Annotated in this window: 24 protein-coding genes; 18 read left to right on the top strand and 6 right to left on the bottom strand. The window is 58.8% G+C overall.

From position 1 onward, the window contains the following. Position 1: 1 nt before the first annotated feature. A complete protein-coding gene (yigI, locus tag RTN40_RS19655; protein ID WP_312229875.1) occupies positions 2 to 469 on the bottom strand; it encodes an acyl-CoA thioesterase YigI in 468 nt (155 codons plus the stop codon). A gap of 160 nt (positions 470 to 629) precedes the next feature. Between yigI and pldA the strand changes: the two genes are divergently transcribed. The 3 genes from pldA to rhtC are packed head-to-tail and all read left to right on the top strand — an operon-like array spanning position 630 to position 4,042. After that, a complete protein-coding gene (gene pldA / locus RTN40_RS19660) occupies positions 630 to 1,499 on the top strand; it encodes a phospholipase A (protein WP_312229876.1) in 870 nt (289 codons plus the stop codon). A 35-nt stretch (positions 1,500 to 1,534) separates the two neighbouring features. Continuing rightward, positions 1,535 to 3,361, top strand: a complete 1,827-nt coding sequence (recQ, locus tag RTN40_RS19665) for an ATP-dependent DNA helicase RecQ (RefSeq protein ID WP_312229877.1) — start codon at positions 1,535 to 1,537, stop codon at positions 3,359 to 3,361. Positions 3,362 to 3,421: 60 nt separating this feature from the next. Next, entirely contained in the window at positions 3,422 to 4,042 is a 621-nt protein-coding gene (gene rhtC, locus RTN40_RS19670; protein ID WP_312229878.1) for a threonine export protein RhtC, read from the top strand. A 38-nt stretch (positions 4,043 to 4,080) separates the two neighbouring features. Here rhtC and RTN40_RS19675 read toward each other — a convergent pair whose 3' ends face one another. Both RTN40_RS19675 and rhtB read right to left on the bottom strand, forming a co-directional pair. After that, the gene (locus RTN40_RS19675) at positions 4,081 to 4,965 is read right to left on the bottom strand and encodes an Rpn family recombination-promoting nuclease/putative transposase (protein WP_312229879.1); all 885 of its coding nucleotides are present in this window, start codon (positions 4,963 to 4,965) and stop codon (positions 4,081 to 4,083) included. A gap of 165 nt (positions 4,966 to 5,130) precedes the next feature. Continuing rightward, on the bottom strand, positions 5,131 to 5,751 hold the full coding sequence (rhtB, locus tag RTN40_RS19680; protein WP_312229880.1) for a homoserine/homoserine lactone efflux protein: 621 nt from the start codon (positions 5,749 to 5,751) through the stop codon (positions 5,131 to 5,133). Between the two features lie 108 nt (positions 5,752 to 5,859). Here rhtB and pldB point away from each other — a divergent pair, with 108 nt between their 5' ends. From pldB to RTN40_RS19695, 3 genes are all read left to right on the top strand, one after another. Next, positions 5,860 to 6,852, top strand: a complete 993-nt coding sequence (gene pldB / locus RTN40_RS19685) for a lysophospholipase L2 (protein WP_312229881.1) — start codon at positions 5,860 to 5,862, stop codon at positions 6,850 to 6,852. 39 nt (positions 6,853 to 6,891) lie between these two features. Further along, a complete protein-coding gene (gene yigL, locus RTN40_RS19690) occupies positions 6,892 to 7,692 on the top strand; it encodes a sugar/pyridoxal phosphate phosphatase YigL (RefSeq protein WP_312229882.1) in 801 nt (266 codons plus the stop codon). 71 nt (positions 7,693 to 7,763) lie between these two features. After that, positions 7,764 to 8,663, top strand: a complete 900-nt coding sequence (locus tag RTN40_RS19695; protein WP_312229883.1) for a carboxylate/amino acid/amine transporter — start codon at positions 7,764 to 7,766, stop codon at positions 8,661 to 8,663. On the opposite strand, the gene metR is transcribed toward RTN40_RS19695, so the two are convergent. Then, a complete protein-coding gene (gene metR / locus RTN40_RS19700; protein WP_312229884.1) occupies positions 8,548 to 9,504 on the bottom strand; it encodes an HTH-type transcriptional regulator MetR in 957 nt (318 codons plus the stop codon). The two genes, RTN40_RS19695 and metR, sit on opposite strands and share 116 nt — an antisense overlap. Before the next feature lie 116 nt (positions 9,505 to 9,620). Here metR and metE point away from each other — a divergent pair, with 116 nt between their 5' ends. Further along, entirely contained in the window at positions 9,621 to 11,882 is a 2,262-nt protein-coding gene (gene metE / locus RTN40_RS19705; protein ID WP_312229885.1) for a 5-methyltetrahydropteroyltriglutamate--homocysteine S-methyltransferase, read from the top strand. Positions 11,883 to 11,918: 36 nt separating this feature from the next. On the opposite strand, the gene RTN40_RS19710 is transcribed toward metE, so the two are convergent. Further along, entirely contained in the window at positions 11,919 to 12,677 is a 759-nt protein-coding gene (locus tag RTN40_RS19710) for a DeoR/GlpR family DNA-binding transcription regulator (RefSeq protein WP_312229886.1), read from the bottom strand. A 134-nt stretch (positions 12,678 to 12,811) separates the two neighbouring features. Here RTN40_RS19710 and RTN40_RS19715 point away from each other — a divergent pair, with 134 nt between their 5' ends. Genes RTN40_RS19715 through RTN40_RS19740 form a run of 6 tightly spaced genes read left to right on the top strand, consistent with a single transcriptional unit; the run spans position 12,812 to position 18,572 of the window. Next, positions 12,812 to 13,789 (top strand): ABC transporter substrate-binding protein, encoded by a 978-nt coding sequence (locus RTN40_RS19715; protein WP_312229887.1) that lies wholly within the window; start codon positions 12,812 to 12,814, stop codon positions 13,787 to 13,789. A 12-nt stretch (positions 13,790 to 13,801) separates the two neighbouring features. After that, positions 13,802 to 15,505, top strand: a complete 1,704-nt coding sequence (locus RTN40_RS19720; RefSeq protein ID WP_312229888.1) for an iron ABC transporter permease — start codon at positions 13,802 to 13,804, stop codon at positions 15,503 to 15,505. Continuing rightward, positions 15,493 to 16,518 carry an ABC transporter ATP-binding protein gene (locus RTN40_RS19725; RefSeq protein ID WP_312229889.1) on the top strand — a complete coding sequence of 342 codons (1,026 nt, stop codon included), beginning with the start codon at positions 15,493 to 15,495 and terminating at the stop codon, positions 16,516 to 16,518. The genes RTN40_RS19720 and RTN40_RS19725 overlap by 13 nt, the downstream gene beginning before the upstream one ends. After that, positions 16,515 to 17,573 (top strand): MBL fold metallo-hydrolase, encoded by a 1,059-nt coding sequence (locus RTN40_RS19730; protein ID WP_312229890.1) that lies wholly within the window; start codon positions 16,515 to 16,517, stop codon positions 17,571 to 17,573. The genes RTN40_RS19725 and RTN40_RS19730 overlap by 4 nt, the downstream gene beginning before the upstream one ends. Then, positions 17,570 to 18,127, top strand: coding sequence for a histidine phosphatase family protein (locus RTN40_RS19735; RefSeq protein WP_312229891.1), 558 nt, complete (start codon positions 17,570 to 17,572; stop codon positions 18,125 to 18,127). The genes RTN40_RS19730 and RTN40_RS19735 overlap by 4 nt, the downstream gene beginning before the upstream one ends. Then, on the top strand, positions 18,117 to 18,572 hold the full coding sequence (locus tag RTN40_RS19740; protein WP_312229892.1) for a hypothetical protein: 456 nt from the start codon (positions 18,117 to 18,119) through the stop codon (positions 18,570 to 18,572). Before RTN40_RS19735 ends, RTN40_RS19740 begins: the two co-directional genes overlap by 11 nt. An 18-nt stretch (positions 18,573 to 18,590) precedes the next feature. Here the strand turns inward: RTN40_RS19740 and RTN40_RS19745 are convergent, their stop codons facing one another. Beyond that, entirely contained in the window at positions 18,591 to 19,403 is an 813-nt protein-coding gene (locus RTN40_RS19745) for a dienelactone hydrolase family protein (protein ID WP_312229893.1), read from the bottom strand. Between the two features lie 253 nt (positions 19,404 to 19,656). Between RTN40_RS19745 and udp the strand changes: the two genes are divergently transcribed. The 5 genes from udp (at position 19,657) to ubiB (ending at position 25,013) form a co-directional block, all read left to right on the top strand. Beyond that, positions 19,657 to 20,418, top strand: a complete 762-nt coding sequence (udp, locus tag RTN40_RS19750; protein WP_042395937.1) for a uridine phosphorylase — start codon at positions 19,657 to 19,659, stop codon at positions 20,416 to 20,418. 134 nt (positions 20,419 to 20,552) lie between these two features. After that, on the top strand, positions 20,553 to 21,929 hold the full coding sequence (rmuC, locus tag RTN40_RS19755) for a DNA recombination protein RmuC (protein WP_409418543.1): 1,377 nt from the start codon (positions 20,553 to 20,555) through the stop codon (positions 21,927 to 21,929). 66 nt (positions 21,930 to 21,995) lie between these two features. After that, on the top strand, positions 21,996 to 22,751 hold the full coding sequence (gene ubiE, locus RTN40_RS19760) for a bifunctional demethylmenaquinone methyltransferase/2-methoxy-6-polyprenyl-1,4-benzoquinol methylase UbiE (RefSeq protein WP_042395932.1): 756 nt from the start codon (positions 21,996 to 21,998) through the stop codon (positions 22,749 to 22,751). 13 nt (positions 22,752 to 22,764) lie between these two features. Further along, complete coding sequence (locus RTN40_RS19765; protein ID WP_312229894.1) at positions 22,765 to 23,370, top strand: SCP2 domain-containing protein; 606 nt, start codon at positions 22,765 to 22,767, stop codon at positions 23,368 to 23,370. Further along, positions 23,367 to 25,013 (top strand): ubiquinone biosynthesis regulatory protein kinase UbiB, encoded by a 1,647-nt coding sequence (ubiB, locus tag RTN40_RS19770; protein ID WP_312229895.1) that lies wholly within the window; start codon positions 23,367 to 23,369, stop codon positions 25,011 to 25,013. Before RTN40_RS19765 ends, ubiB begins: the two co-directional genes overlap by 4 nt.

Consider the following 25,013-nt stretch of genomic DNA (forward strand, 5'->3'; position numbering starts at 1 on the left):
CTCAACCCACCATATAGGTGGCGGTGGCGCTGGCGATATAGAGCTGCTCTTCGTTATGCAGTTCGACACGGGCCACGGCAACTTTGTTACCCGCCCGCAGCAGGCTGCTGGTGGCGGTAAAGCGATTGCCCCGCCCGGGTCGCAGATAGTCAACGCGCAGATCGATAGTGCCCATCTTTGCAAGGCGCGTGCGCAGCTCCTCTTCAGCAATAGTGTCATGGCGGGTGAGGGTGCTGCCAACGCAGACCAGGCCAGCCGCGACGTCCAGTGCAGAGGCGATCACCCCGCCGTGAAGGATGCTTTGCGCCCAGTTGCCGACCATCATCGGCTGGTTGTTAAAGCTAAGCTGGGCAAACGCTTTTTCGTAGCGCTCCAGCTCTAGCCCCAGCGCACGGTTAAAGGGCATGTGATAAACAAAAATTTCACCCACCAGCTGTAAAGCTTCCTCGGCGGTAAGAACGGCTGACATTATTTTATACGTCCGGTAGTTAATGAGTTGTTGATTTTATGCTTCTTAATTGTTGTTTTCCACTTTCAGAAACGATAGCTGCGCAGCGTTTATAGAAATATGTAAAATAGGTGTCTGAATATTACCCATTTCAACATTTTTGGTCAGGAGAGCAAAACCGATGCGGACGTATCTGCCCTGGTTTTTGTCAGCCATCGCACTGCCTTTTTCAGCATTAGCGCAGGAAGCCACGGTTAAAGCAGTACACGATGCGCCAGCGGTACGCGGCAGCATTATCGCGAATATGTTACAGGAGCACGATAACCCCTTTACGCTCTATCCCTATGAGTCAAACTATCTGCTCTATACGGTGACCAGCGATCTCAACAAAGAGGCAATCAGCACCTATAACTGGTCCGACAATGCTCGCAAAGATGAGGTAAAATTCCAGCTCAGCCTGGCATTCCCATTCTGGCGCGGTATCATGGGGCCAAACTCGGTTCTGGGTGCCTCCTATACGCAGAAGTCCTGGTGGCAGCTCTCCAATAGCGGTGAATCCTCGCCGTTTCGTGAAACTAACTACGAGCCGCAGCTTTTCCTTGGCTTTGCCACCGATTATGAATTGGCTGGCTGGACGCTGCGCGACGTGGAGTTCGGGTATAATCACGATTCTAACGGTCGCTCCGATCCTACCTCCCGCAGCTGGAACCGAATCTATAGCCGCCTGATGGCGCAGAACGATAACTGGCTTGTAGAGGTCAAACCCTGGTTTGTGGTGGGCGATACCGATGATAACCCGGATATCACCAAGTACATGGGGTACTACCAGCTTAAGATCGGTTACGAGCTGGGTGAGGCCATTCTGAGTGCCAAAGGGCAGTACAACTGGAACACCGGCTACGGCGGCGCCGAGCTGGGTCTGAGCTATCCGGTCACGAAGCATGTGCGCTTGTATACTCAGGTTTACAGCGGTTACGGTGAATCATTAATTGATTACAACTTTAACCAGACACGCGTAGGCGTGGGCGTTATGCTTAACGATCTTTTTTAAGGCAGAGTCATTTTTTGAAGGCAGATGGGGTTAACGTGGCGCAGGCGGAAGTATTGAATCTGGAGTCGGGGGCAGTGCAGGTTTTGCGGGAAACCTTCGGCTACCAGCAGTTCCGCCCGGGCCAGCAGACCATCATTGAGACCGTGCTCGAGGGGCGCGACTGTCTGGTGGTAATGCCGACCGGCGGCGGGAAATCCCTCTGCTATCAAATTCCGGCCCTGGTGCAGGGCGGGTTAACGGTGGTAGTCTCGCCGCTGATCTCCCTGATGAAAGATCAGGTCGACCAATTGCTCGCGAATGGCGTGGCAGCCGCCTGCCTGAACTCTACCCAGAGCCGAGAGGAGCAGCAGGCCATTATGGCGGGCTGCCGCAGCGGCCAGATCCGCCTGCTCTATATCGCGCCGGAACGTCTGATGCTGGATAACTTCCTTGAGCATCTCGCCCACTGGGATCCGCGTATGGTGGCGGTTGACGAGGCGCACTGTATCTCGCAGTGGGGTCACGATTTCCGCCCTGAGTATGCTGCACTCGGCCAGCTGCGCGCCCGCTTCCCGTCCGTCCCCTTCATGGCGCTGACTGCAACGGCGGATGACACCACCCGCAGCGATATTGTGCATCTGCTCGGGCTGCGCGATCCGCTGATCCAGGTTAGCAGCTTCGACCGACCTAACATCCGCTATACGCTGCTGGAGAAATTTAAGCCGCTCGATCAGCTCCTGCGCTACGTTCAGGAGCAGCGTGGCAAATCTGGCATCATCTACTGCAACAGCCGCGCTAAGGTAGAGGATACCGCCGCGCGCTTACAGGCTCGTGGCTTTAGTGCTGGTGCCTACCATGCTGGTTTGGATAACAGCATTCGCGCCGACGTGCAGGAGAAGTTCCAGCGCGACGATCTGCAGATCGTAGTGGCTACCGTGGCGTTCGGGATGGGGATCAACAAACCCAACGTGCGCTTTGTGGTGCACTTTGATATTCCGCGCAACATTGAGTCCTACTATCAGGAGACCGGCCGCGCCGGGCGTGATGGCTTGCCTGCCGAGGCGATGCTTTTTTACGATCCGGCGGACATGGGCTGGCTGCGTAAATGCCTGGAGGAGAAACCCCCAGGCCAGCTGCAGGATATTGAGCGCCACAAGCTCAACGCGATGGGGGCGTTTGCCGAAGCGCAGACCTGCCGCCGTCTGGTGCTGCTGAACTACTTTGGCGAAGGACGTCAGGAGCCGTGCGGCAACTGTGATATCTGCCTCGATCCGCCGCGCCGCTACGACGGGCTGGTGGACGCTCAGAAAGCACTCTCCGCTATCTACCGCGTCGGCCAGCGCTTTGGTATGGGCTATGTCGTAGAAGTGCTGCGCGGTGCCAATAACCAGCGTATTCGCGACATGGGCCATGACAAGCTCAAGATCTATGGCGAAGGTCGTGACCAGACAACGGAGCACTGGGTGAGCGTGATCCGCCAGCTTATCCACCTCGGCGTGGTGACGCAGAATATCGCTCAGCACTCGGCGTTACAGCTTACCGAGGCCGCGCGTCCATTCCTGCGTGGTGAAGTGCCGCTCCAGCTTGCCGTGCCGCGCGTGGTGGTGGTGAAGGCGCGGGCAAATCCGAAAGTCTTCGGCGGCAACTACGACCGCAAGCTGTTTGCCAAACTGCGCAAGCTGCGTAAGGCGATTGCTGATGAAGAGAATATTCCACCCTACGTGGTCTTCAACGATGCCACACTGATCGAGATGGCCGAGCAGATGCCAATCACCGCCAGTGAGATGCTCAGCGTGAACGGCGTCGGGATGCGCAAGCTTGAGCGCTTCGGCAAGCCGTTTATGACGCTTATTCGTGAGCACGTCGACGGCGACGACGAGTAGTCAGCGGGGCGAAAAGGTGCCAGGATAGTAGCCTGATCAATCTTTCCCCACGAGTAATCTATGTTGACGCTATTTCTGACCGTGGCGCTGGTCCATCTGGTGGCGCTGATGAGTCCTGGCCCGGACTTCTTTTTTGTCTCGCAAACCGCCGTCAGCCGATCGCGAAAAGAGGCGATGATGGGCGTGCTGGGGATCACCCTCGGCGTCATGATCTGGGCAGGCGTAGCGTTGCTTGGCCTCAATCTAATCCTCGAAAAAATGGCCTGGCTGCACACCATCATTATGGTCGGCGGTGGGCTATACCTCTGCTGGATGGGCTACCAGATGCTGCGCGGGGCGCTGAAGAAAGAGGTCATCAATGCACCTGCGCCGCAGGTTGAGCTGGCAACCGGCGGACGTAGCTTTGTGAAGGGGCTGCTGACCAATCTGGCAAATCCAAAAGCGATTATCTACTTCGGCTCGGTCTTCTCACTGTTTGTGGGTGACAGCGTCGGTGAAACGGCACGCTGGGGCATTTTCGTGCTGATCGCGCTGGAGACCTTCGCCTGGTTTACCCTGGTGGCGAGCCTGTTTGCTCTGCCGGCGATGCGCCGCGGCTATCAGCGCATGGCGAAGTGGATCGACGGCGTAGCTGGCGCGCTCTTCACCGCCTTTGGCCTGCACCTGATTATTTCTCGTTAAGCATTCGCCCGTCCGGTTTTAACCGGGCGGGTCGCGTTTCAGTGTCGTAGCTGCTGCAGTTCGTCTTTTGACAGGCCTGTGATCTTCATTATTGCCTCAGAATCGAGGCCCAGCCTGAGCATTGTTTCTGCAATTTCTTGTATGGCAACGCGTTTCCCTTCTTGCATGCCTTCATTGCGTAATTTCTCTGCAAACGTCATCAGTGTTTCTCCATGCTGCGGCACACGCTGTGCCAGTCCAAATAACAGTGTCTGAACGTCCTGTGCTTCCCCCGCCTGTGCGATGTAGTTTATCAGCGTGGTTATTTGTTGTCCGCTCATCTGCTCCAACATCAACAAAACTGTGAGCTTGTCCAAAAGCTGCGCCATATCGCGCTGGCGAATATGTTTCTGAATTAGCGTCAAGGCCGCCATGCTGCGGTGCTGCATGATCTCATCGTCGGGGATAACGGTGATATCCACCAATGGAAAGGGCGTACTGTAAAGCTGACGAGCAATATCCGGATTGCTAAACGCCTCCAGCCAGTTCAGAGACCAGGGATAAGGGCTGCGACGTCCCTGATAGAAGAGTATCGGGATCACCAGCGGTAGGGTTTTATGCCCCGCCTCAAGATGCCGATGCATTGCCGCTACTGCGTAGCGCATGAGACGAAACGCCATGAGTTTGTCCGGTGAGCTTTGATGTTCAATGAGAATGTGTACATAGCCACGCCCACAGACGGTCTCCAGCGAATAGAGAACGTCGCTGTAAAAGGGACGCAGGCTGTCTTCAATGAAGCTGCCCGACTCCAGATGCAGAGTATCAAGCTTACAGATGCGGATTAACGAGGGCGGGAGGTGAATTTCGATAAAATCCCGTGCGGTTTCCAGACGGGAAAGAAACGTTTTGAATACCGCGTCATGCGGTGTAGCGGTCTCCGCCATCGTTCATCATCCTTAAATGAGAGTGTCAGGCGGCATTCTGGCATTGGTCGCGCAGGACCAACAGCGTAGAAAAAAGGAAACTTTTCTGCCTGCGGGAAGCGTCGAGAGAGCATGGTCGAACGTGCAGTGTATTACCCTGACGGTGCGAGCATGCTCCAGTGTTAATCAGGCGTGCCTTGCTGATGCCAACAGCGCGCCGACCAGCATAAACAGCGAGCCGAATACCCGGTTCAACGCCTTCATCTGGCGCGGTCCTTTGATCCACGCCGCAATCCGCGTTGCCAGGGTGGCATAGCCAATCATCACGATGATATCCACCACAATGGTGGTGACGCCAAGCACCAGATACTGCATCACCTGGGGCTGATCCGGATTGATAAACTGCGGGAACAGTGCCGCAAGAAACACGATGCTTTTGGGGTTGGTCAGGTTCACGAAGACGGCGCGTTTAAACAGGCGTCCGCGAGACTGGGTCTGTGCGAGGGTGTTAAGATCCAGCGCACCGGCGGCCCGCCACTGCTGAATGCCCAGCCAGACCAGATAAGCCGCGCCCGCCCACTTCAGCACCTCAAAAGCCAGCACCGAGCGGGAGAAGAGCGTCCCGAGGCCGACGCCAACCAGCACGATATGGATCGCCAGACCAGCCTGCAGGCCGCTAATCGACGCCGCTGCGCCGCGGTAACCGTGGCTGATGGCGGTAGTCATGGTATTAATCGCGCCGGAGCCTGGCGAGAGGCTGAGGATGATTGAGGTAAGCAGATAGGCAAACCACCACTCGAAGGTCATGCGAAACTCCCTGAACGATATATTTTATGCAACAATACGCTATTGTTAACGTGTTGTATCACGAGTCATAAAAAAACAATTTTACAGACGACCGGGGGCGGAAACCCAATGTTTCGGCAGAAAAAGGGGTGGGAAACAAGAGAAAATGCCTTTGCGGCTTTCACGCACGGACCCTTGACCGATTTCTGGCGGCAGCGTGAGGAAGCAGAGTTTACCGGCGTGGATGACATTCCGGTGCGTTTTGTTCGCTTTCATGCTGCCGATCACGATCGGGTAATTGTTGTCTGCCCAGGGCGCATTGAAAGCTACGTCAAATATGCCGAGCTTGCCTACGATCTGTTCCATCTCGGTTTTGACGTGCTGATCATCGACCATCGCGGGCAGGGGCGTTCCGGACGGATCCTGCCCGACCGCCATCGCGGCCACGTTGACAGTTTTGATGACTACGTTGACGATCTGCAGGCCTTCTGGCAGCAAGAGGTTGTACCGGGACCGTGGCGTAAGCGCTATATTCTGGCCCACTCAATGGGCGGGGCGATTGCTACGCTGCTGCTCCAGCGCCAGCCGCAATTATGCGATGCGATAGCGCTCTGCGCGCCCATGTTTGGTATTGTTATCCGCCTACCCGAGTGGATGGTACGTCATATCCTGAACTGGGCCGAAGGCTATCAGCCATTTCGGGAGAGCTACGCGCTGGGTACCGGACGCTGGCATGCGCTGCCGTTTAGCATTAACGTACTCACTCATAGCCGGGTACGCTACCGGCGCAACCTGCGCTGCTATGCTGACGATCCGCAGCTGCGCGTCGGCGGGCCGACCAACCACTGGGTGCGAGAGGGCATCCTTGCTGGTGAAAAGGTACTGGCAGGCGCGGCACAGGATGCGACGCCGATGCTCCTGCTGCAAGCAGAGGAGGAGCGTGTGGTCGATAACCGTATGCACGATCGTTTCTGTGAGATCCGCGCCGCAGCGGGCCATCCCTGTGAGGGTGGCAGGCCGCTGGTGATAGAAGGCGCGTACCATGAGATCCTTTTTGAAAAGGACACCATGCGCTCAGTCGCGCTTAACGCCATCGTTGATTTTTTCGACAGGCATAACTAATTCGGCGGTTCGCCGCCCGACCAGAGGTTAAATTTTATTATGTATCAGGTTGTTGCGTCTGATTTAGATGGCACGCTGCTCTCTCCCGACCACTCACTCTCTCCCTATGCCAAAGAGACGTTGAAGCTGCTGACCGCCCGCGGCGTAAACTTTGTCTTTGCCACCGGCCGTCACCATGTTGATGTGGGACAGATCCGCGATAACCTGGGCATCAAGGCCTATATGATCACCTCTAACGGCGCGCGGGTGCACGATACCGATGGTAATCTGGTTTTTACGCATAACCTGGATCGCGAAATTGCTGAGGATCTGTTTGGCGTGATGCACAGCAACCCGCACATTGATACCAACGTCTACCGCGACGACGAATGGTTTATCAACCGCCACCGTCCAGATGAAATGCGCTTTTTCAAAGAAGCCGTATTTCAGTACTCGCTTTTTGAGCCGGGCCTGCTGGAGCCGGAGGGGATCAGCAAGGTATTCTTCACCTGCGACACCCATGAACCGCTGCTGCCGCTGGAGCAGGCGATTAATGCCCGCTGGGGCGATCGCGTCAACGTCAGCTTCTCTACCCTGACCTGTCTTGAGGTGATGGCGGGCGGCGTCTCGAAAGGCCATGCGCTGGAGGCGGTCGCCACTGCGATGGGCCACAGCCTGAAAGAGTGCATTGCCTTTGGCGACGGGATGAACGACGCCGAGATGCTCTCCATGGCGGGCAAGGGCTGCATCATGGCGAACGCGCACCAGCGCCTGAAGGATCTCTATCCGCAGCTGGAAGTGATCGGCACCAACGGCGACAACGCTGTACCAAACTATCTGCGTAAGCTGTTTCTTGATTGATTAATTATTAACCAGTCGTCAACCGGTAACTCCGCTACAATGAGCGCTCATTAACCAACGAGACACTCATTGTGGCGTTACTGATTATCACCACCGTTCTGTGGGCCTTCTCCTTTAGCCTGTATGGCGAATACCTCGCCGGACATATTGACAGCTACTTCTCCGTGCTGATGCGCGTTGGGCTGGCGGCGCTGGTCTTTTTACCTTTCCTGCGCACGCGCGGTCACGGCCTGAAAACCATTGGTCTCTATATGCTGGTAGGGGCTATGCAGCTGGGCATCATGTATATGCTCAGCTTCCGCGCCTATCTCTATCTGACGGTCTCCGAGCTGCTGCTGTTTACCGTCCTGACGCCGCTCTATATCACCCTGATCTACGATCTGATGAGCCGACGCCGACTGCGCTGGGGCTATGCGCTGAGCGCGCTGCTGGCGGTAATTGGGGCAGGGATCATCCGCTACGATCAGGTAACCAACCACTTCTGGACCGGACTGCTGCTGGTGCAGCTCTCTAACATCAGCTTTGCCATTGGTATGGTGGGCTACAAGCGCCTGATGGAGACCCGCCCGATGCCGCAGCATAACGCCTTCGCCTGGTTCTATCTGGGCGCGTTCCTGGTGGCGGTGGTAGCCTGGTTTTCGCTGGGCAACGCGCAGAAGCTGCCGGAGACTACCTTACAGTGGAGCATCCTGGCGTTTCTCGGGGTGGTGGCATCGGGGATTGGCTACTTCATGTGGAACTACGGCGCAACCCAGGTGGACGCCGGTACGCTCGGGATTATGAACAATATGCACGTCCCGGCAGGGCTGCTGGTTAACCTTGCCATCTGGCAGGAGCAGCCCCACTGGCCGAGCTTTATCCTTGGGGGTGCAGTGATAGTGGCGTCCCTGTGGGTGCATCGCCGCTGGGTCGCTCCGCGCTCCGCACAAAGGGAAGGTGGTCGCACGCATGGTTCCGCGCTGAGCGAATAAACGCCTCCGTCACCGGCTGACGCTGCTCGCCATCGCGCACCGCCGCGTACAGCCGGCTCCACAGTCCTTCGCCCAGGGTCTTGGTCACAATCAGGCCCTGGCGCTCAAAGCTCTCCACCACCCAGTGCGGCAGTGCCGCGATACCCATTCGGGCCGCCACCATCTGGATCAGCAGCAGAGTATTATCCACGCTCTTCACCATCGGGTTAATGCCCGCCGGCTGCAGAAAGTGACGCCAGATATCCAACCGGCTGCGCTGTACTGGATAGATCAGCAGCGTTTCAGCGGCAATATCCTCCGGGGTAATGCGCGCCCTCGTGGCGAGCGGATGATCCGGGGCCAGCACTAGTCGCACTTCATAATCAAACATCGGTGAATAGTGCAGCCCGCTACGGGGCAAAATGTCTGAGGTCAGCACCACGTCCAGCTCGCTCTGTTGCAATGCTGGCTGGGGATCGAAGGTCACTCCGGATTTGAAATCCATCTCTACCTGCGGCCATTTGGCACGGAAATTCTCAAGCGCGGGGGTGAGCCACTGAATACAGCTGTGGCACTCAATGGCAATTCGTAGGGTGGCCTGCTGCGGCTCGTTACACTCCTGTAGCGCACGGCTAATCTGCGGCAGCACCTGGTTCGCCAGCTGCAACAGGATCTCGCCCTGCGGCGTAAAGCGCAGCGGCTGGCTTTTGCGTATGAAGAGACGAAAGCCAAGACGCTGTTCGAGATCGCTGAACTGATGGGAGAGGGCGGACTGTGTCTGATGCAGCGTGGCTGCCGCGGCCGCCAGCGATCCGCTGTTCCGTAACGCCTGGAGCGTTTTCAGGTGTTTAATTTCGATCATGAAAGTCCTTCACTTCGCCATGAACATTTTGCGCTTGAGGAATATACAGTACCTTCACATTATAGATGTGTAAACATCTGGACGTCTAAAATCCCAAAATTCACAAGGGGCATACCATGACAGTACTGAACCACACCCTCGGTTTTCCTCGCGTTGGTCTGCGTCGCGAGTTGAAGAAGGCACAAGAGAGCTACTGGGCGGGTAACACCACCCAGGAGGCGCTACTGGCGGTAGGCCGCGAGCTGCGCGCTCGCCACTGGGAGCAGCAGAAGCAGGCAGGTATTGACCTGCTGCCGGTGGGCGATTTCGCCTGGTACGACCATGTTCTGACCACCAGCCTGCTGCTTGGCAACGTGCCGGCTCGTCATCAGAACAGAGATGGATCGGTCGATATCGACACCCTGTTCCGCATTGGCCGCGGCCGTGCACCAACGGGTGAGCCAGCGGCAGCGGCAGAGATGACCAAGTGGTTTAACACCAACTACCACTACATGGTGCCGGAGTTCACTAAAGCTCAGCAGTTCACGCTGACCTGGACCCAACTGCTGGATGAAGTGGACGAGGCGCTGGCGCTGGGTCACAGGGTGAAGCCCGTCCTGCTGGGACCGGTAACCTACCTGTGGCTGGGCAAGGTAAAGGGTGAGCAGTTTGATCGCCTTAGCCTGATGAATGAGATCCTGCCGGTCTATCAGCAGGTATTGGCCGAGCTGGCAAAACGCGGCGTTGAGTGGGTACAGATTGACGAGCCAGCACTGGTGCTGGAGCTGCCCCAGCCGTGGCTGAACGCCTTTAAGCCCGCCTATGAGGCGCTGGCAGGACAGGTGAAGCTGCTGCTGACCACCTATTTCGAAGGCGTGACGCCGAACCTTGATACCATTGCTGCGCTGCCGGTGCAGGGCCTGCACGTTGACCTGGTGCATGGCAAGGATGACGTAGCCGAGCTGCATCGCCGTCTGCCAGCCGACTGGCTGCTCTCTGCCGGGCTGGTAAACGGCCGTAACGTCTGGCGGGCCGATCTCAGCGAGAAATATACCCAGATCAAAGACATCGCCGGCCAGCGCGATCTGTGGGTCGCCTCCTCCTGCTCACTGCTGCACAGCCCCATCGACCTGAGCGTTGAAACGCGGCTGGATGCCGAGGTGAAGAGCTGGTTTGCCTTCGCCCTGCAAAAATGTCATGAGCTGGCTCTGCTGCGCGATGCCCTGAACGGCGGCGACACTGCGCCTCTGGCTGAATGGAGCGCCCCGATCCAGGCGCGCCGCGACTCGACACGGGTGCACAACACGGCGGTGGCACAACGGCTGGCGGCAATTACCGCCGAGGATAGCCAGCGCACGCGCCCCTACGCGGAGCGAGCAGCGGCCCAGCGGGCGCGATTCAACCTGCCTGCCTGGCCGACGACCACCATCGGCTCGTTCCCGCAGACCACCGAGATCCGCGGTCTGCGCCTGGACTTTAAGCAGGGGCGTTTAGACGCGGGCAACTACCGTACCGGTATCGCTGAGCACATCAAGCAGGCGATTGCCGAGCAGGAGCGGCTGGGCCTCGACGTGCTGGTGCACGGTGAAGCCGAGCGTAACGACATGGTGGAGTATTTCGGCGAGCACCTGGACGGCTTTGTCTTTACCCAGAACGGCTGGGTACAGAGCTACGGCTCCCGCTGCGTGAAGCCGCCGGTGGTGATCGGTGACGTCAGCCGTCCGGAGGCGATCACCGTTGAGTGGGCGAAATATGCCCAGTCTCTCACCGACAAGCCGGTAAAAGGGATGCTGACCGGGCCGGTGACCATTCTCTGCTGGTCCTTCCCGCGTGAAGACGTTAGCCGGGAAACCATCGCCAAACAGATCGCCCTGGCGTTACGGGATGAGGTAGCAGATCTGGAGGCGGCCGGCATTGGCATCATCCAGATTGATGAGCCTGCCCTGCGCGAAGGGCTGCCGCTGAAGCGCAGCGACTGGGATGCCTACCTGGCGTGGGGCGTGGAAGCCTTCCGTATCAACGCCGCGGTGGCGAAGGACGAGACGCAGATCCACACCCACATGTGCTACTGCGAGTTTAACGACATCATGGACGCTATCGCCGCGCTGGATGCGGACGTGATCACTATCGAAACCTCGCGCTCGGATATGGAGCTGCTGGAGTCGTTTGAGGCCTTTGAATACCCGAATGAGATTGGGCCGGGGGTCTACGATATTCACTCGCCCAACGTGCCGGACGTAGAGTGGATCGAGACCCTGCTGAAGAAAGCGGCGGATCGCATTCCGGCCGAGCGCCTGTGGGTTAACCCGGACTGCGGCCTGAAAACACGCGGCTGGCCGGAGACCCGGGCGGCGCTGGCGAACATGGTAAAAGCGGCGCAGAATCTGCGTCAGGCGTAAGATGAAAATGCCGGGCGGCGTGAGCGCTGGCCCGGCCTACGTCTGGCTTAGCCACGCTTTCCCCCTCTGCTTAATGACCACATGCTGCTGTGGCGTCGGCGGTCGATCGCTGATGATATAATCGAAATCCCCTACGCTGCCGTTCTGGCAGATCGCCGTCCGGCCAAACTTGGTGCTGTCCACCACCAGCACGCTCACCGCAGCGCTGGCGACCAGCGCCCGGCGCGCCGCGACTTCATCATCGTTATAGTCATAAAGTTGGCCCGCCTCGCCGATCCCGCCTACTGAGACCACCCCCGCATCAACCCGATAACGACTGAAAAAGGTTTGGGCATCGCTGCCGATCACGTCCAGATCGCGTTTGCGGACGCGCCCGCCCGCTACCGTCAATTCGCAGGCGGCGAGACGGCTCAGCGCCCCGGCAGCGTGCAGGTTATTGGTAAATACCGCCAGCCGACTCTCCTCCGGCAGCGCCCGGGCCACCATCTCAACGGTGGTGCCGGTACCGAGAAAGCAGCTCAGGTAACTGCCCAGCAGCAGCGCCGTACGTTCACCGATCCAGCGTTTGCCCGCAATATTGACGATCTCGCGCTGCTGATAGCCAATATTTTCGCGGGCGAAAGGGGCAACCATGCCGTGACGCCGCAGCAGCAGCCCGCCCGAGGTGAGCATTCGCAGATCGCTACGCACGGTTTGCAGTGAGACGCCAAAGTGCTGCGCCAGCTGCTCGATGCTGCTTTCGCCGTGCGCCGTCACCAGCTCGACAATTGCCGTGCGGCGGGATTCGGGGGTCATTATTCGCTCCTTTTAGCACTCTTTTTCATCATGCTAGCGCGCGAATGTGAAATTATTACTACGAAAAAAGCTGGTCATATTTTTGTCAGATTTCCCTGTTTTAATCATCACAACGAAAACAGAGGGAAGAGACCATGATGAAGCACACCGCGCTGGCAGCCGTTATCGTAACCGCGTTAAGCACGCCGGCTCTCGCCGCCTCCACGCTGACGCTCTATACCAGCCAGCCGAACGAAGATGCCCAGATGACCGTCACTGCCTTCGAAAAGGCGCACCCGGACATTGAGGTCAAATGGATCCGCGACGGCACCACCAAGCTGACGGCGCGTCTGCAGGCCGAGCTGGCGGCAGGCGGTGCCGCGCCGGACGTGTTGCTGATTGCCGACAGCGTCACCATGGAGTCGCTGAAAAAGCAGGATCTGCTGGCGGCCTATCAATCCCCTGAGGCCAGCCGCTACGACGCCCAGCTCTACGATCCGCAGGGCTACTACTACGGCACCAAGCTGATCACCACCGGGATTGCCTACAACACCCGGGCGCCGGTGAAGCCTGGCTCCTGGCAGGATCTGCTCAAGCCTGAACTCAAGAACATGACCACGCTGCCCAGCCCGCTCTACTCCGGCGCGGCGCAGATCCATATGGCAACGCTGATGAACGATCCGCAGCTTGGCTTTGCCTGGTACGAAAAGCTGAAGGCCAACGGCGCGATGCCCCAGAGTGGGAACGGCGCGGTGATGAACGCCATTACCTCCGGCAGCAAGGGCTACGGCGTACTGGTGGACTACATGGCGATCCGCGAAAAAGCTAAGGGCGCACCGATTGAGTTCGTGTTCCCGAAAGAGGGCGTCAGCATCGTGACCGAGCCGGTAGCGATGCTGAAGAGCGCGAAAAACCCGAACGGGGCGAAAGCCTTTATCGACTTTGTGCTGTCGGACGCAGGGCAGCGCCTGGTGCTGAAGCAGGGCTATCTGCCTGCTGATGCGAACCTCCCAGCCCCGGAAGGCTTCCCGGCGCGGAACAGCATCAAGCTGATGCCGTATGACCCGGCGCAGGCGCTGGCGGATACCGACGCCAATAAAAAACGCTTCGCCGATCTGTTTGGAAACCGCTAACTGATGATCACCATGACCCTCCGTCAACCCGCCAGCAGCGGCCCGCCGAAGGGGCTGCTCTGGCTGCTGCTCGGCCTGGTAGCACTCCTGAGCCTGCTGCCGAGCCTGCGGCTGCTGGTCTCGGCCCTGCTCGACTGGCAGCAGGGGAGCAGCAGCAGCCTGTGGCGAGTGCTCAGCAACCCGACGACCTGGACCGCGCTCTACAATAGCCTCTATACCAGCGGCCTGGGTACGCTGCTTTCGCTGCTGCTGGGCGGACTGTTTGCCTTCTGCCTCGCTCTGACCAATATTCGCCTCAAGCAGGTCTGGGTATTCCTGTTTATGCTGCCGATGATGATCCCACCCCAGGTGACGGCTCTGAGCTGGCTCCAGCTCTTCGGGCCGAGCAGCATCCTGCTTAACAGCCTCGGCATTGCGCCGTCGTTTGGCAGTGCCAATCCGCTCTACTCCCCCGAGGGGATCGCTCTGCTGCTGGGGATCCAGCACGCGCCGCTGGTCTTCCTGGCCCTGCGCACCCAACTGCAGTGTCTGCCGAAAGAGCAGATCGAGGCCGCGCGGCTCAATGGCGCTTCGCTGTGGCGGGTGTTTATCGACATCGTGCTGCCGCTGTGCCGTACCGCACTGTGGGCCGGGGCGGCGATAGCCTTCGTCTCCGCGCTGGGCAACTTTGGTATTCCGGCCATGCTGGGCATTCCCATCTCCTATTTTGTACTGCCGATTCAGATCTACCAGTCGCTGTCGAGCTTCGGGCCGTCGATGCTGAGTGACGTAGCGGCGCTGTCGGTGCTGATGGGCGTGCTGGCGATCGGCATTGTCTCCCTGCAGGGCTATCTCCAGCGCCGCCATGCGCTGCCGCTGATCGGCATGGCCGGACGGGCGCTCGACTTCCAGCTTGGCAGGTGGCGTCTTGCCACCGAGCTGCTGCTGGGCACGGTGCTGGCCGCTATTCTGCTGGCCCCGCTGCTGGCGCTGGTTGCGACCTCACTGGTGCCGACCCTTGGCGTGCCGCTGACGGCCAGGACGCTAACCTTTAACGCTTACCAGGCGATGCTGGAGAGCGGCAGCGCCACCTGGCGCGCGCTGAGCAACAGCCTGCTGCTCTCGGTCTCCGCTGCGCTGGTGCTGATGCTGCTGAGCCTGCCGCTGGCGTGGCTGCTGGTGCGTTTTCCTGCACGCCCGCTGCGCTGGCTGCACAGTGCGATCGACATTCCCTATACCCTGCCCGGCGTGGTGCTGGCCATCGCCTGCATCCTGCTATTCGCCCGACCGCTGCCCATTATTGGCATCAGCCTGAGTGGCACGCTGCTGATCATCTTCTTCGCCTACCTGGCGCGCTTTCTCACCGTCTGCCTGAAGCCGCTGCACAACAGCATGCTGCAACTCGATCCGGCCATGGAGGAGGCGGCCAGCCTGGCCGGAGCGAACTTCTCCCAGCGGCTGCGGCATATCGTGTTACCCCTGCTGGCCCCGGCGGCCTTCGCTGGCGCACTGCTGGTATTTCTGACGGCGGTAAACGAGCTGACCGTCTCGGCGCTGCTGTGGAGTACGGGCAAGGAGACCCTCGGCGTGGTGATTTTCAATCTTGATGAGAGCGGCGATAAGGTGCTGGCCTCCGCCATCTCCGTGATGGTCGTCGCGCTGGTAGCGCTGGTGATGCTGATGCTGAGCGGTCTTGGCCGCTATCTACCCAAAGGAGTCATCCCATGGCAGAACTGAGCCTGGAGCACCTGAGTAAAACGTTCGGCGACCAGACTGTGGTACGCGATCTGAGCCTGACCATTCCCGAAGGCGCATTTACGGCGCTGCTCGGGCCAAGCGGCTGCGGAAAAACCACCACGCTACGCATTCTGGCCGGGCTGGAGCGGCTCTCTGATGGCCGTCTGACGCTGGGCAACCGGCTGCTGGCCGATGCCGACACCCATCTGCCGCCGGAAGCGCGCAACATGGGGATGGTCTTTCAATCTTACGCCCTCTGGCCGCATATGACGGTAGCGGAGAACGTTGGTTACCCGCTGAAGCTGAAAAAAGTGAACGGCGCGGCGCGGCATAAGCAGGTGATGGCTGCCCTTGAGGTGGTGGAGCTAGGGGCGTATGCCGACCGTTCACCGCAGGAGCTGAGCGGTGGGCAACGTCAGCGTGTGGCGCTGGCGCGCTGCCTGGTCTCCGAGCCGCAGGTAGTGCTGCTCGATGAGCCGCTGGCGAATCTCGACCGCCATCTGCGGGCTACCATGGAGCAGACTTTCCGCGAATTTCATCGCCGCACTGGGGCAACCTTTGTCTACGTCACCCACGATCAGGCGGAGGCGATGGCGCTGGCCAGCCATATCGCCGTGATGCATCGGGGCGAGCTGATGCAGTGGGGAACGCCGCAGGAGCTTTATCAGCAGCCGCACAGCGCATGGGTTGCGGGCTTTATTGGTAAGGGCAGCGTGCTGAACCTTGCGAGTGCGGCGCAGGGCCGTCAGCTGGATGGTGCACAGCTTCATCATGGCTTAAGCGTGAGCGATGGCGTGCGCTACCCGGTGCTGGTACGTCCCGAGCATGTTGAAATAGGTGAGGGCGGCCTTGCCGCTACCGTTGAAAACTGCATCTATCAGGGGGAGCGCTACCTGCTGGCGCTGCGCCTGGCCGATGGGCAGCCGCTTACGGCTTTCCATCACCTGCCGCTGCGCGAACAGCAGCTGACTACCGTGCGCCTGCATCAGGGCTGGCGGCTGGAGGCGGCGTGACGACGCAGATTGAGATTATCAGCGGGCTGCATGATAAAGCGCCCGCCGCCATTCTGGTGGCCACCCCCACGCAGCGCATTTTACTGGACGCTGGCGGCTCGCTGGAGCCGGGAGCCGATGACTGGCCGGTACCGGATCGGCTGGATGCCGTGCTGCTCAGCCACGATCATATCGATCATATTGCCGGGCTGGCGCGGCTGCCCGCCTCGGTGCCGATCTACTGTAGCGCCGTAACGGCCCGCGCGCTGCCGACGGGATCGAACGTTCACCCGATACCTGTGCGCGGCCAGTTCTCCCTCGGCGAATTGACGGTTACCACCGGCAGCAGCGGCCATGCCTGGGGTGGGATCTGGTTCCACCTCGATGTGCCGGGGGGCCTGTTCTACAGCGGCGACGTTAGCCTGGAGTCAGCGCTGTTTCATTTCGATCCGCCCCCGCCTGCGGCGGTCGCGCTGATGGACGCCTCGTATGGCCTATACGATACGCCTCAGCATCAGCAGCTTGAGGCTCTGTGGCTGCACGTGCAGCGGCCTGTGCTCTGTCCGGTTCCGCCCTCCGGACGGGCAGTGGAGATGGCTCTGCTGCTGGCGCGGCGAGGCATGAATGACGTGGTGATGGATGACGCCTGCCGCGAGATGCTGACCCTGATGGCGGAGCATAACGACGGCAGCCTGATCCCCGGCGTGGAGCATGAGCTTCGACAGCTGGTACGCAACCTGCCGCCGTTTACCGCTGACGCGTCGGTTATGTTGGCCGCCGATCCGGACGGACAGCACGGCATGGTGGGCGAACTGCGGCGTTGCGCTGATTTCCGGCATCGCACCCTGTTTACCGGGCATATGAACCAGCGCGCCCGGGAGCAGCATCAACGAGGCGAGGTCGATTTCTGCCGCTGGAATGTTCACCCTACGCGGCGCTGTCTGCAAAAGCTGGTAGCGATGCTGGACTGTCGCCAACTGGTACCGCTGTTTACCCCTGGTGTTCACGCAGCGCACTGGCAGCAGGCGCTGGGCTGCGACATCCTTACCCAACCCCGTTTCAGGATAGAAGCATGACGCTACTGCCTAAGCCTTTTGTCTTTGTTCGCCACGGTGAGACGCCGCTCAACCGCGATCGCCTGATTGGCGGACGTACCGAAGTCCCGCTGACGGCAACGGGCGAGCAGCAGGCTCGCGATGCCGCACCGCTGCTGTTAAACCGCTCATGGAGCATCGTTGCCGTCAGCCCGCAGCAGCGCGCCCGACGTACCGCAGAGCTGGCGCTGCCTGGAGCAGCGTTGACCCTGGTTGCCGACCTGCGCGAGCGGGACTGGGGCGATCTTGAATGCCATCCGCTCAGCCAGCAGACGCCCTACGAGGAGACACCGCCGAATGGGGAAGCCTGGCAGCCTTTCTGTATGCGCGTGACCGATGCCCTGAATACTTTGCTGGCGCAGTACGATACGCCGCTGATTGTGGCGCACTCTGGCGTGTTCCGCGTGATCCGCCTGCTGGCAACCGGCACGCCCCATGGCGAGCGGGTCGGCAACGTCGCTCCGCTCTGGATCCTGCCTGGCGCTACCCCTGACGACTGGAAAATTATTCCGCTGGAGAAGATGAATGCTGACTGAACAGTGTGTGATCGTAGATATCGACGGTACCCTGGCCGAGTTTGACGCCGAGGCGGTACGCGAGTGGGTCTTAGGCCCGGAAAAGCAGTGGCAGCCCTTTTTTGCCCATATGGCGGAGGCGCTGCCGAGCGTGGCCATCAGCCGTCTGGTAGGGCTGTTGAGCGCTCAGCAGCAGAAGATTGTGATCTGCAGCGGGCGGCCTGCCAGCTTTCAGCGTCATACCCAGGAGTGGCTGGAGCGGCACTGCATCCCTTTTGATACGCTCTATCTGCGGCCGGACGGGGAGGATACGCTCCCGGATGAGGTCGTGAAAAAGGCGCTGCTGGAACAGATTAAGGCGGACGGCTACGCCCCCTGGCTGGTGATCGACGATCGTCAGGCGGTGGTTGATTTCTGGCGTGCGGAGGGGTTGACCTGCCTGCAGTGTGCGCCGGGCGATTTTTAAGCCGCCCGGCACAATACGCTAGCCTCGTTTTTCACCGTACTGGGCAAACCATGCCAGCATGCGCTGCCAGCCATCTTTGGCTGACTCCTCATGATAGCTTGGGCGATAGTCAGCGTTAAACGCATGTCCGGCATCGGGGTAGACCACAATCTCCGCCTCGGCGTTGGCGGCGCGTAGGGCGTGGCGCATGGTCTCCACGGTATCAAGAGGAATGCTGTCATCCCTGGCGCCATACAGACCCAGCACCGGCGCGTTGAGGTCGGTGGCGATATCTACCGGATGCTTTGGCGAATTGAGGGTTTTATCACCCACCAGCTTGCCGTACCACGCTACCGCCGCCTTCAACTGCGGATTATGCGCGGCGTAGAGCCAGGCGATACGCCCGCCCCAGCAAAAGCCGGTAAGCTGAAGCCGATGCGCGTCACCACCGTTGCGCGCCGCCCAGTTAGCGACGTGGTCGAGGTCGGCCAGCACTTGAGCATCCGGCACCTTTGACACCAGCTCTTTAAACAGCGTGGGAATATCGCTGTAGTCGTTGGGATCGCCCTGGCGGAAGTAAAGTTCAGGCGCGATGGCCAGATAGCCCTCCTGCGCCAGCCGGCGACAAATATCACGAATGTGCTCATGCACGCCGAAAATCTCCTGGACTACAATCACTACCGGCAGCGGGCCGTCGGCCTTCTGCGGCCGGGCGTGCCAGGCGGGCATATTATCGCCCTGGGTGGGAATTGATGTCTCACCGGTCAAAATCGACTCTTCAGAGGTGTGAACGGCGGTGGAAGCGTGAGGTGAAGCTGCAGGTGCAAAGCCGGGCTGTTTTTCTGTGGTCATAGCAATCTCCGTACCCTTATTTAGCGCATCAGGTAACTATAGCCAGTACGCCAAAATCATCCTGTGCGAAAAGGTCTATCTTTACGACGAACGAGAGAATAAGAGCGTAGTAGTGTGATATAAATCACCTTTTGATGAAAAATTGATGTAAACAGTTTTCTTCAGAGTGATTGATGTCACGAAAAAAAGCGATGGCCTTCTGTAGAGTACCGTTTTACTTCTGCTGATGAATCGACCCACAAAGGAGTCACCTATGTCCAAGTCTGATGTTTTTCACCTCGGTCTTACCAAAAACGATCTGCAGGGGGCAACGCTGGCTATCGTCCCTGGCGATCCGGAGCGAGTGGAAAAGATCGCCGCGCTGATGGATAAGCCGGTTAAGCTGGCATCGCATCGCGAATTTACCTCATGGCGCGCCGAAGTGGATGGCAAAGCAATCATTGTCTGCTCCACCGGGATCGGCGGCCCGTCAACCTCTATCGCCGTTGAAGAGCTGGCGCAGCTGGGCATCCGGACTTTCCTGCGCGTGGGCACTACCGGCGCTATTCAGCCGCACATCAACGTTGGTGACGTGCTGGTGACTACCGCCTCCGTGCGTCTCGACGGGGCAAGCCTGCACTTTGCGCCGATGGAGTACCCGGCGGTAGCTGATTTCACCTGTACCACCGCGCTGGTGGAGGCCGCTAAAGAGGTTGGGGCAACGACCCACATCGGCGTGACCGCCTCGTCTGACACCTTCTATCCGGGCCAGGAGCGTTACGACACCTTCTCCGGTCGCGTCGTTAGCCGCTATAAAGGCTCTATGGAAGAGTGGCAGTCAATGGGCGTGATGAACTATGAGATGGAGTCCGCCACGCTGCTGACCATGTGCTCCAGCCAGGGCCTGCGCGCGGGTATGGTCGCGGGCGTGATCGTCAACCGTACTCAGCAAGAGATCCCGAACGCAGAGACCATGAAGCAAACCGAAAGCCACGCGATAAAAATCGTGGTGGAAGCGGCGCGCCGTCTGGCTTAACGCTCCTCTCCGGCAGGCCAATCCCCTCGGCCTGCCCGTTTTGCGTAGTACCTCGCAGGAAAATCCTTCCCAACTGGACACCTATCCAGCACACTCTTATTTTGCATCGGTAAGTGGTTTATGCAGGAGGCAGGGTGGATATCTCAATTTTACTCAGCGTGGCAGCGGCGATAGCCGGCTTGCTGATAGGCTGGCTGGCGACAAAATCCCATGCCGATCGCCTGCGGGCCGATCTTACCGAAGAGCGGCGCGAGCTAGATATCGAACTGAGCGCGGCGCGGCAGCGGCTGGTACAGAACCAGCACTGGCGCGACGAGTGCGAACTGCTGAATAACGAACTGCGCAGCCTGCGGGAGATCAACACCTCGCTGGAGGCCGATCTGCGCGAGGTCACCACCCGTCTGGAGTCCACCCAGCTGCATGCGGAAGATAAAATCCGCCAGATGATCAACAGCGAGCAGCGCCTGAGCGAGCAGTTTGAAAACCTCGCTAACCGCATCTTTGAGCAGAGCAACCGCCGGGTCGAGGAGCAGAACCGGCAGAGCCTTCACGGGCTTCTCTCCCCCCTGCGGGAACAGCTGGATGGTTTCCGCCGCCAGGTGCAGGACAGCTTTGGCAAAGAGGCCCAGGAGCGCCACACGCTCGCCCACGAGATCCGTAACCTACAGCAGCTTAATGCCCAGATGGCGCAGGAAGCGATCAACCTGACCCGCGCCCTGAAAGGCGATAATAAAGCGCAGGGTAACTGGGGTGAGGTGGTGCTGGCCCGCGTGCTGGAGGCGTCCGGCCTGCGTGCCGGCTACGAGTATGAAACCCAGGTCAGCATTGAAACCGAATCTCGCGCCAGAATGCAGCCCGACGTCATCGTCCGACTGCCGCAGGGCAAAGACGTGGTTATCGACGCCAAGATGACGCTGGTGGCCTATGAACGCTACTTCAACGCCGACGATGAGTACACGCGCGAAAGTGCGTTGCAGGAGCACATTGCCTCGGTGCGCAGCCATATCCGCCTGTTGGGCCGGAAAGACTATCAGCAGCTGCCGGGACTGCGATCCCTTGACTACGTGCTGATGTTTATTCCCGTCGAGCCAGCATTTTTAGTGGCTCTCGATCGGCAGCCGGAGCTGATCACCGAGGCGTTAAAACACAACATTATGCTGGTTAGCCCGACCACGCTGCTGGTGGCCCTGCGCACCATCGCTAACCTCTGGCGCTACGAGCATCAGAGCCGCAACGCCCAGCAGATTGCTGAGCGCGCCAGCCGCCTCTACGACAAGATGCGACTGTTTGTTGACGATATGTCATCGGTGGGGCAGAGCCTGGAGAAAGCGCAGGATAACTACCGCCAGGCGATGAAAAAACTTACCTCCGGGCGGGGGAATCTGCTCGCCCAAGCCGAGGCGTTTCGCGGGTTGGGGGTTGAGATCAAGCGCGAGATCAATCCGGATTTAGCCGACCAGGCCGTGGCGCAGGATGAGGAGTTCCGCCTGCGCGCCGGACAGGAGGGTTGAAACGTAGGGCAATTGCGCCCAATCTGTTACACTTCACGAACAATTTCTTGAATAGCAGGCACTGAGATGGCGGAAGATTCACAAGAAACGACGCATTTTGGTTATCAGACTGTCGCCAAAACGCAAAAGGCAGACATGGTGGCTCACGTATTTCACTCCGTGGCCGCAAAATATGACGTCATGAACGATCTGATGTCGATGGGCATCCATCGTTTGTGGAAACGTTTCACAATTGACTGCAGCGGCGTTCGCCGTGGGCAGAAGGTTCTCGACCTTGCAGGCGGTACCGGTGACCTGACGGCAAAATTCTCCCGTCTGGTGGGTGAAACTGGACAGGTGGTACTGGCCGATATCAACGACTCAATGCTGAAAGTCGGGCGTGAAAAGCTGCGCAACCTTGGCGTAGTGGGTAACGTTGAATACGTGCAGGCCAACGCCGAAGCGCTGCCGTTCCCGGACAATACCTTTGACTGCATCACCATCGCCTTCGGCCTGCGAAACGTCACCGATAAAGAGAAAGCGCTGCGCTCCATGTTCCGCGTGCTCAAGCCGGGCGGCCGCCTCTTAGTTCTTGAGTTCTCTAAGCCGATTATCGAGCCGCTGAGCAAGGCCTATGACGCCTACTCCTTCCACGTTCTGCCGCGCATTGGCGAGCTGGTGGCGAAGGATGGCGAAAGCTACCGCTACCTGGCAGAGTCCATCCGTATGCATCCCGATCAGGAGACGCTGAAGGCGATGATGCAGGATGCTGGTTTTGAAAACGCAGAGTATTTCAACCTGACGGCGGGTATCGTCGCGCTGCACCGTGGATATAAGTTCTGACAGGAGTGAGTGAATGCCCTTTACGCCTTTAGTGAGCGCTGGAATCGAAGGTGTTCTCAATACATTTTTATATCGTGAAAGGGCATTAAAACCCGCCCGCCAGCGCCTGCAGGGTAAGGTACTGCGTATTGTCCTCAACGAGTTCTCTACGCCGCTGATTCTGGCCTTTAGCGAGCGCCAGGTCGACGTGCTCAGCGCCTGGGAGGGCGAGGCGGACTGCACCGTGATTACCCAGGCACGCCTGTTACCGAAGCTGCGCGATCGCCAACAGCTGACTACGCTTATACGCAGCGGCGAGCTGGAAGTGCAGGGCGATATTCAGGTTGTTCAAAACCTTAGCACGCTTTTCGATCTCGCAGAGTTCGATTTTGCTGAGCTACTTGCCCCTTACACCGGCGATATCGCCGCCGAAGGCATCGCTAAAGTTCTGCGCGGCGGTGCGAAGCGCTTTCGACATGGCCTGCAGCGTCAGCAGCAGTACGTGGCCGAAGCCTTAACGGAAGAGTGGCGTCTGGCACCCGGCGGACTGGAAGTCGCCTGGTTTGCCGAAGAGGCCGCCGCCGTCGCGCGATCGGTTGATGCGTTAACTAAACGGCTGGAAAAACTGGAGGGCAAATGACGCCAGGTGAAATTCGCCGCCTGTATTTCATCATCCAAACTTTTTTGAGTTACGGGCTTGATGAGCTCATCCCACGAATGCGTCTTACCCTGCCGCTTCGGCTCTGGCGTCGCACGCTTTTCTGGATGCCAAACCGTCACAAAGATAAAGAGTTAGGTCATCGTCTGCGGCTGGCGCTGCAGGAGCTGGGGCCGGTATGGATCAAGTTCGGACAGATGCTCTCTACCCGTCGCGATCTCTTTCCGCCCGCGATTGCCGATCAGCTGGCCATGCTGCAGGATCGCGTTGCGCCTTTTGACGGCGTGCTGGCTAAGCGCCAGATCGAAAAAGCGATGGGGGATATCCCTGTCGAGACATGGTTTGATGATTTTGATATCACGCCGCTGGCTTCAGCTTCTATCGCCCAGGTCCACACTGCCCGCCTCAAGGAGAACGGCAAAGAGGTGGTAATCAAGGTGATCCGGCCAGATATTCTGCCAGTGATCAAAGCTGACATGCGCCTTATTTATCGCCTTGCGCGCTGGGTTCCCCGCCTGCTGCCGGACGGGCGTCGCCTGCGTCCGCTTGAGGTCGTAAAGGAGTATGAAAAGACGCTGATCGACGAGCTGGATCTGCTCCGTGAAGCGGCCAACGCCATTCAGCTGCGGCGTAACTTTGAAAACAGCCAGATGCTCTACGTGCCGGAAGTTTACTCCGATTACTGCAGCCAAAATATGCTTGTCATGGAACGCATCTATGGTATTCCAGTGAACGACGTTGCGGCGCTGGAGAAGAACAATACCGATTTGAAGCTTTTGGCCGAGCGTGGGGTGCAGGTTTTCTTTACTCAGGTATTTCGCGACAGCTTTTTCCACGGGGATATGCACCCTGGCAATATTTTTGTCAGCTATGAGCATCCCGAGGATCCGCAGTATATTGGTATCGACTGCGGCATTGTCGGCTCGTTGAATAAAGAGGATAAGCGCTACCTGGCGGAAAACTTTATTGCATTCTTCAACCGCGACTACCGTCGAGTTGCCGAGCTGCACGTTGATTCGGGCTGGGTACCGCCGGATACCAATGTCGAAGAGTTTGAGTTTGCCATCCGCACCGTCTGCGAACCGATTTTCGAGAAGCCGCTGGCGGAGATCTCCTTTGGTCACGTGCTGCTGAACCTGTTTAATACGGCGCGGCGGTTCAATATGGAAGTGCAGCCGCAGCTGGTGCTGCTGCAAAAAACGCTGCTTTATATAGAAGGCGTAGGGCGTCAGCTCTATCCGCAGCTCGATTTGTGGAAAACGGCGAAACCTTTCCTCGAAACGTGGATCAAAGATCAGGTAGGCTTCCCGGCGTTGGTCCGTTCCCTGAAAGAGAAAGGGCCGCTGTGGATTGAAAAAATGCCCGAGCTTCCCGAGCTGATCTACAACAACCTGCGCCAGCATAAGCAGCTGCAGCATAACGTGGATCTGATCACCCGTGAGATACGTGTTAACCACGTACGCCAGGGGCAGTCCCGCTATCTGTTCGGCATTGGGGCAACATTGATCCTGAGTGGGACGCTCTTTTTGATCAATCGTCCGGAGTGGCAAACGGCGTCCGCATGGCTGATTGCTGGCGGACTGGTCGCCTGGCTCATTGGCTGGCGAAAAACCCGCGTGCTATAG

Origin of the sequence: Pseudescherichia sp. (genome assembly GCF_031987975.1) — a bacterium.
In the GTDB taxonomy this organism is placed as follows: Bacteria; Pseudomonadota; Gammaproteobacteria; order Enterobacterales; family Enterobacteriaceae; genus Pseudescherichia.

Bases quoted from the DNA above. Each gene is read 5' to 3' on its own strand.
- yigI (WP_312229875.1), bottom strand. From the start codon at position 469: ATGTCAGCCGTTCTTACCGCCGAGGAAGCTTTACAGCTGGTGGGTGAA.
- pldA (WP_312229876.1), top strand. From the start codon at position 630: ATGCGGACGTATCTGCCCTGGTTTTTGTCAGCCATCGCACTGCCTTTT.
- rhtC (WP_312229878.1), top strand. From the start codon at position 3,422: ATGTTGACGCTATTTCTGACCGTGGCGCTGGTCCATCTGGTGGCGCTG.
- RTN40_RS19675 (WP_312229879.1), bottom strand. From the start codon at position 4,965: ATGGCGGAGACCGCTACACCGCATGACGCGGTATTCAAAACGTTTCTT.
- rhtB (WP_312229880.1), bottom strand. From the start codon at position 5,751: ATGACCTTCGAGTGGTGGTTTGCCTATCTGCTTACCTCAATCATCCTC.
- pldB (WP_312229881.1), top strand. From the start codon at position 5,860: ATGTTTCGGCAGAAAAAGGGGTGGGAAACAAGAGAAAATGCCTTTGCG.
- yigL (WP_312229882.1), top strand. From the start codon at position 6,892: ATGTATCAGGTTGTTGCGTCTGATTTAGATGGCACGCTGCTCTCTCCC.
- metR (WP_312229884.1), bottom strand. From the start codon at position 9,504: ATGATCGAAATTAAACACCTGAAAACGCTCCAGGCGTTACGGAACAGC.
- metE (WP_312229885.1), top strand. From the start codon at position 9,621: ATGACAGTACTGAACCACACCCTCGGTTTTCCTCGCGTTGGTCTGCGT.
- RTN40_RS19710 (WP_312229886.1), bottom strand. From the start codon at position 12,677: ATGACCCCCGAATCCCGCCGCACGGCAATTGTCGAGCTGGTGACGGCG.
- RTN40_RS19715 (WP_312229887.1), top strand. From the start codon at position 12,812: ATGATGAAGCACACCGCGCTGGCAGCCGTTATCGTAACCGCGTTAAGC.
- RTN40_RS19720 (WP_312229888.1), top strand. From the start codon at position 13,802: ATGACCCTCCGTCAACCCGCCAGCAGCGGCCCGCCGAAGGGGCTGCTC.
- RTN40_RS19725 (WP_312229889.1), top strand. From the start codon at position 15,493: ATGGCAGAACTGAGCCTGGAGCACCTGAGTAAAACGTTCGGCGACCAG.
- RTN40_RS19735 (WP_312229891.1), top strand. From the start codon at position 17,570: ATGACGCTACTGCCTAAGCCTTTTGTCTTTGTTCGCCACGGTGAGACG.
- RTN40_RS19740 (WP_312229892.1), top strand. From the start codon at position 18,117: ATGCTGACTGAACAGTGTGTGATCGTAGATATCGACGGTACCCTGGCC.
- RTN40_RS19745 (WP_312229893.1), bottom strand. From the start codon at position 19,403: ATGACCACAGAAAAACAGCCCGGCTTTGCACCTGCAGCTTCACCTCAC.
- udp (WP_042395937.1), top strand. From the start codon at position 19,657: ATGTCCAAGTCTGATGTTTTTCACCTCGGTCTTACCAAAAACGATCTG.
- ubiE (WP_042395932.1), top strand. From the start codon at position 21,996: ATGGCGGAAGATTCACAAGAAACGACGCATTTTGGTTATCAGACTGTC.
- RTN40_RS19765 (WP_312229894.1), top strand. From the start codon at position 22,765: ATGCCCTTTACGCCTTTAGTGAGCGCTGGAATCGAAGGTGTTCTCAAT.
- ubiB (WP_312229895.1), top strand. From the start codon at position 23,367: ATGACGCCAGGTGAAATTCGCCGCCTGTATTTCATCATCCAAACTTTT.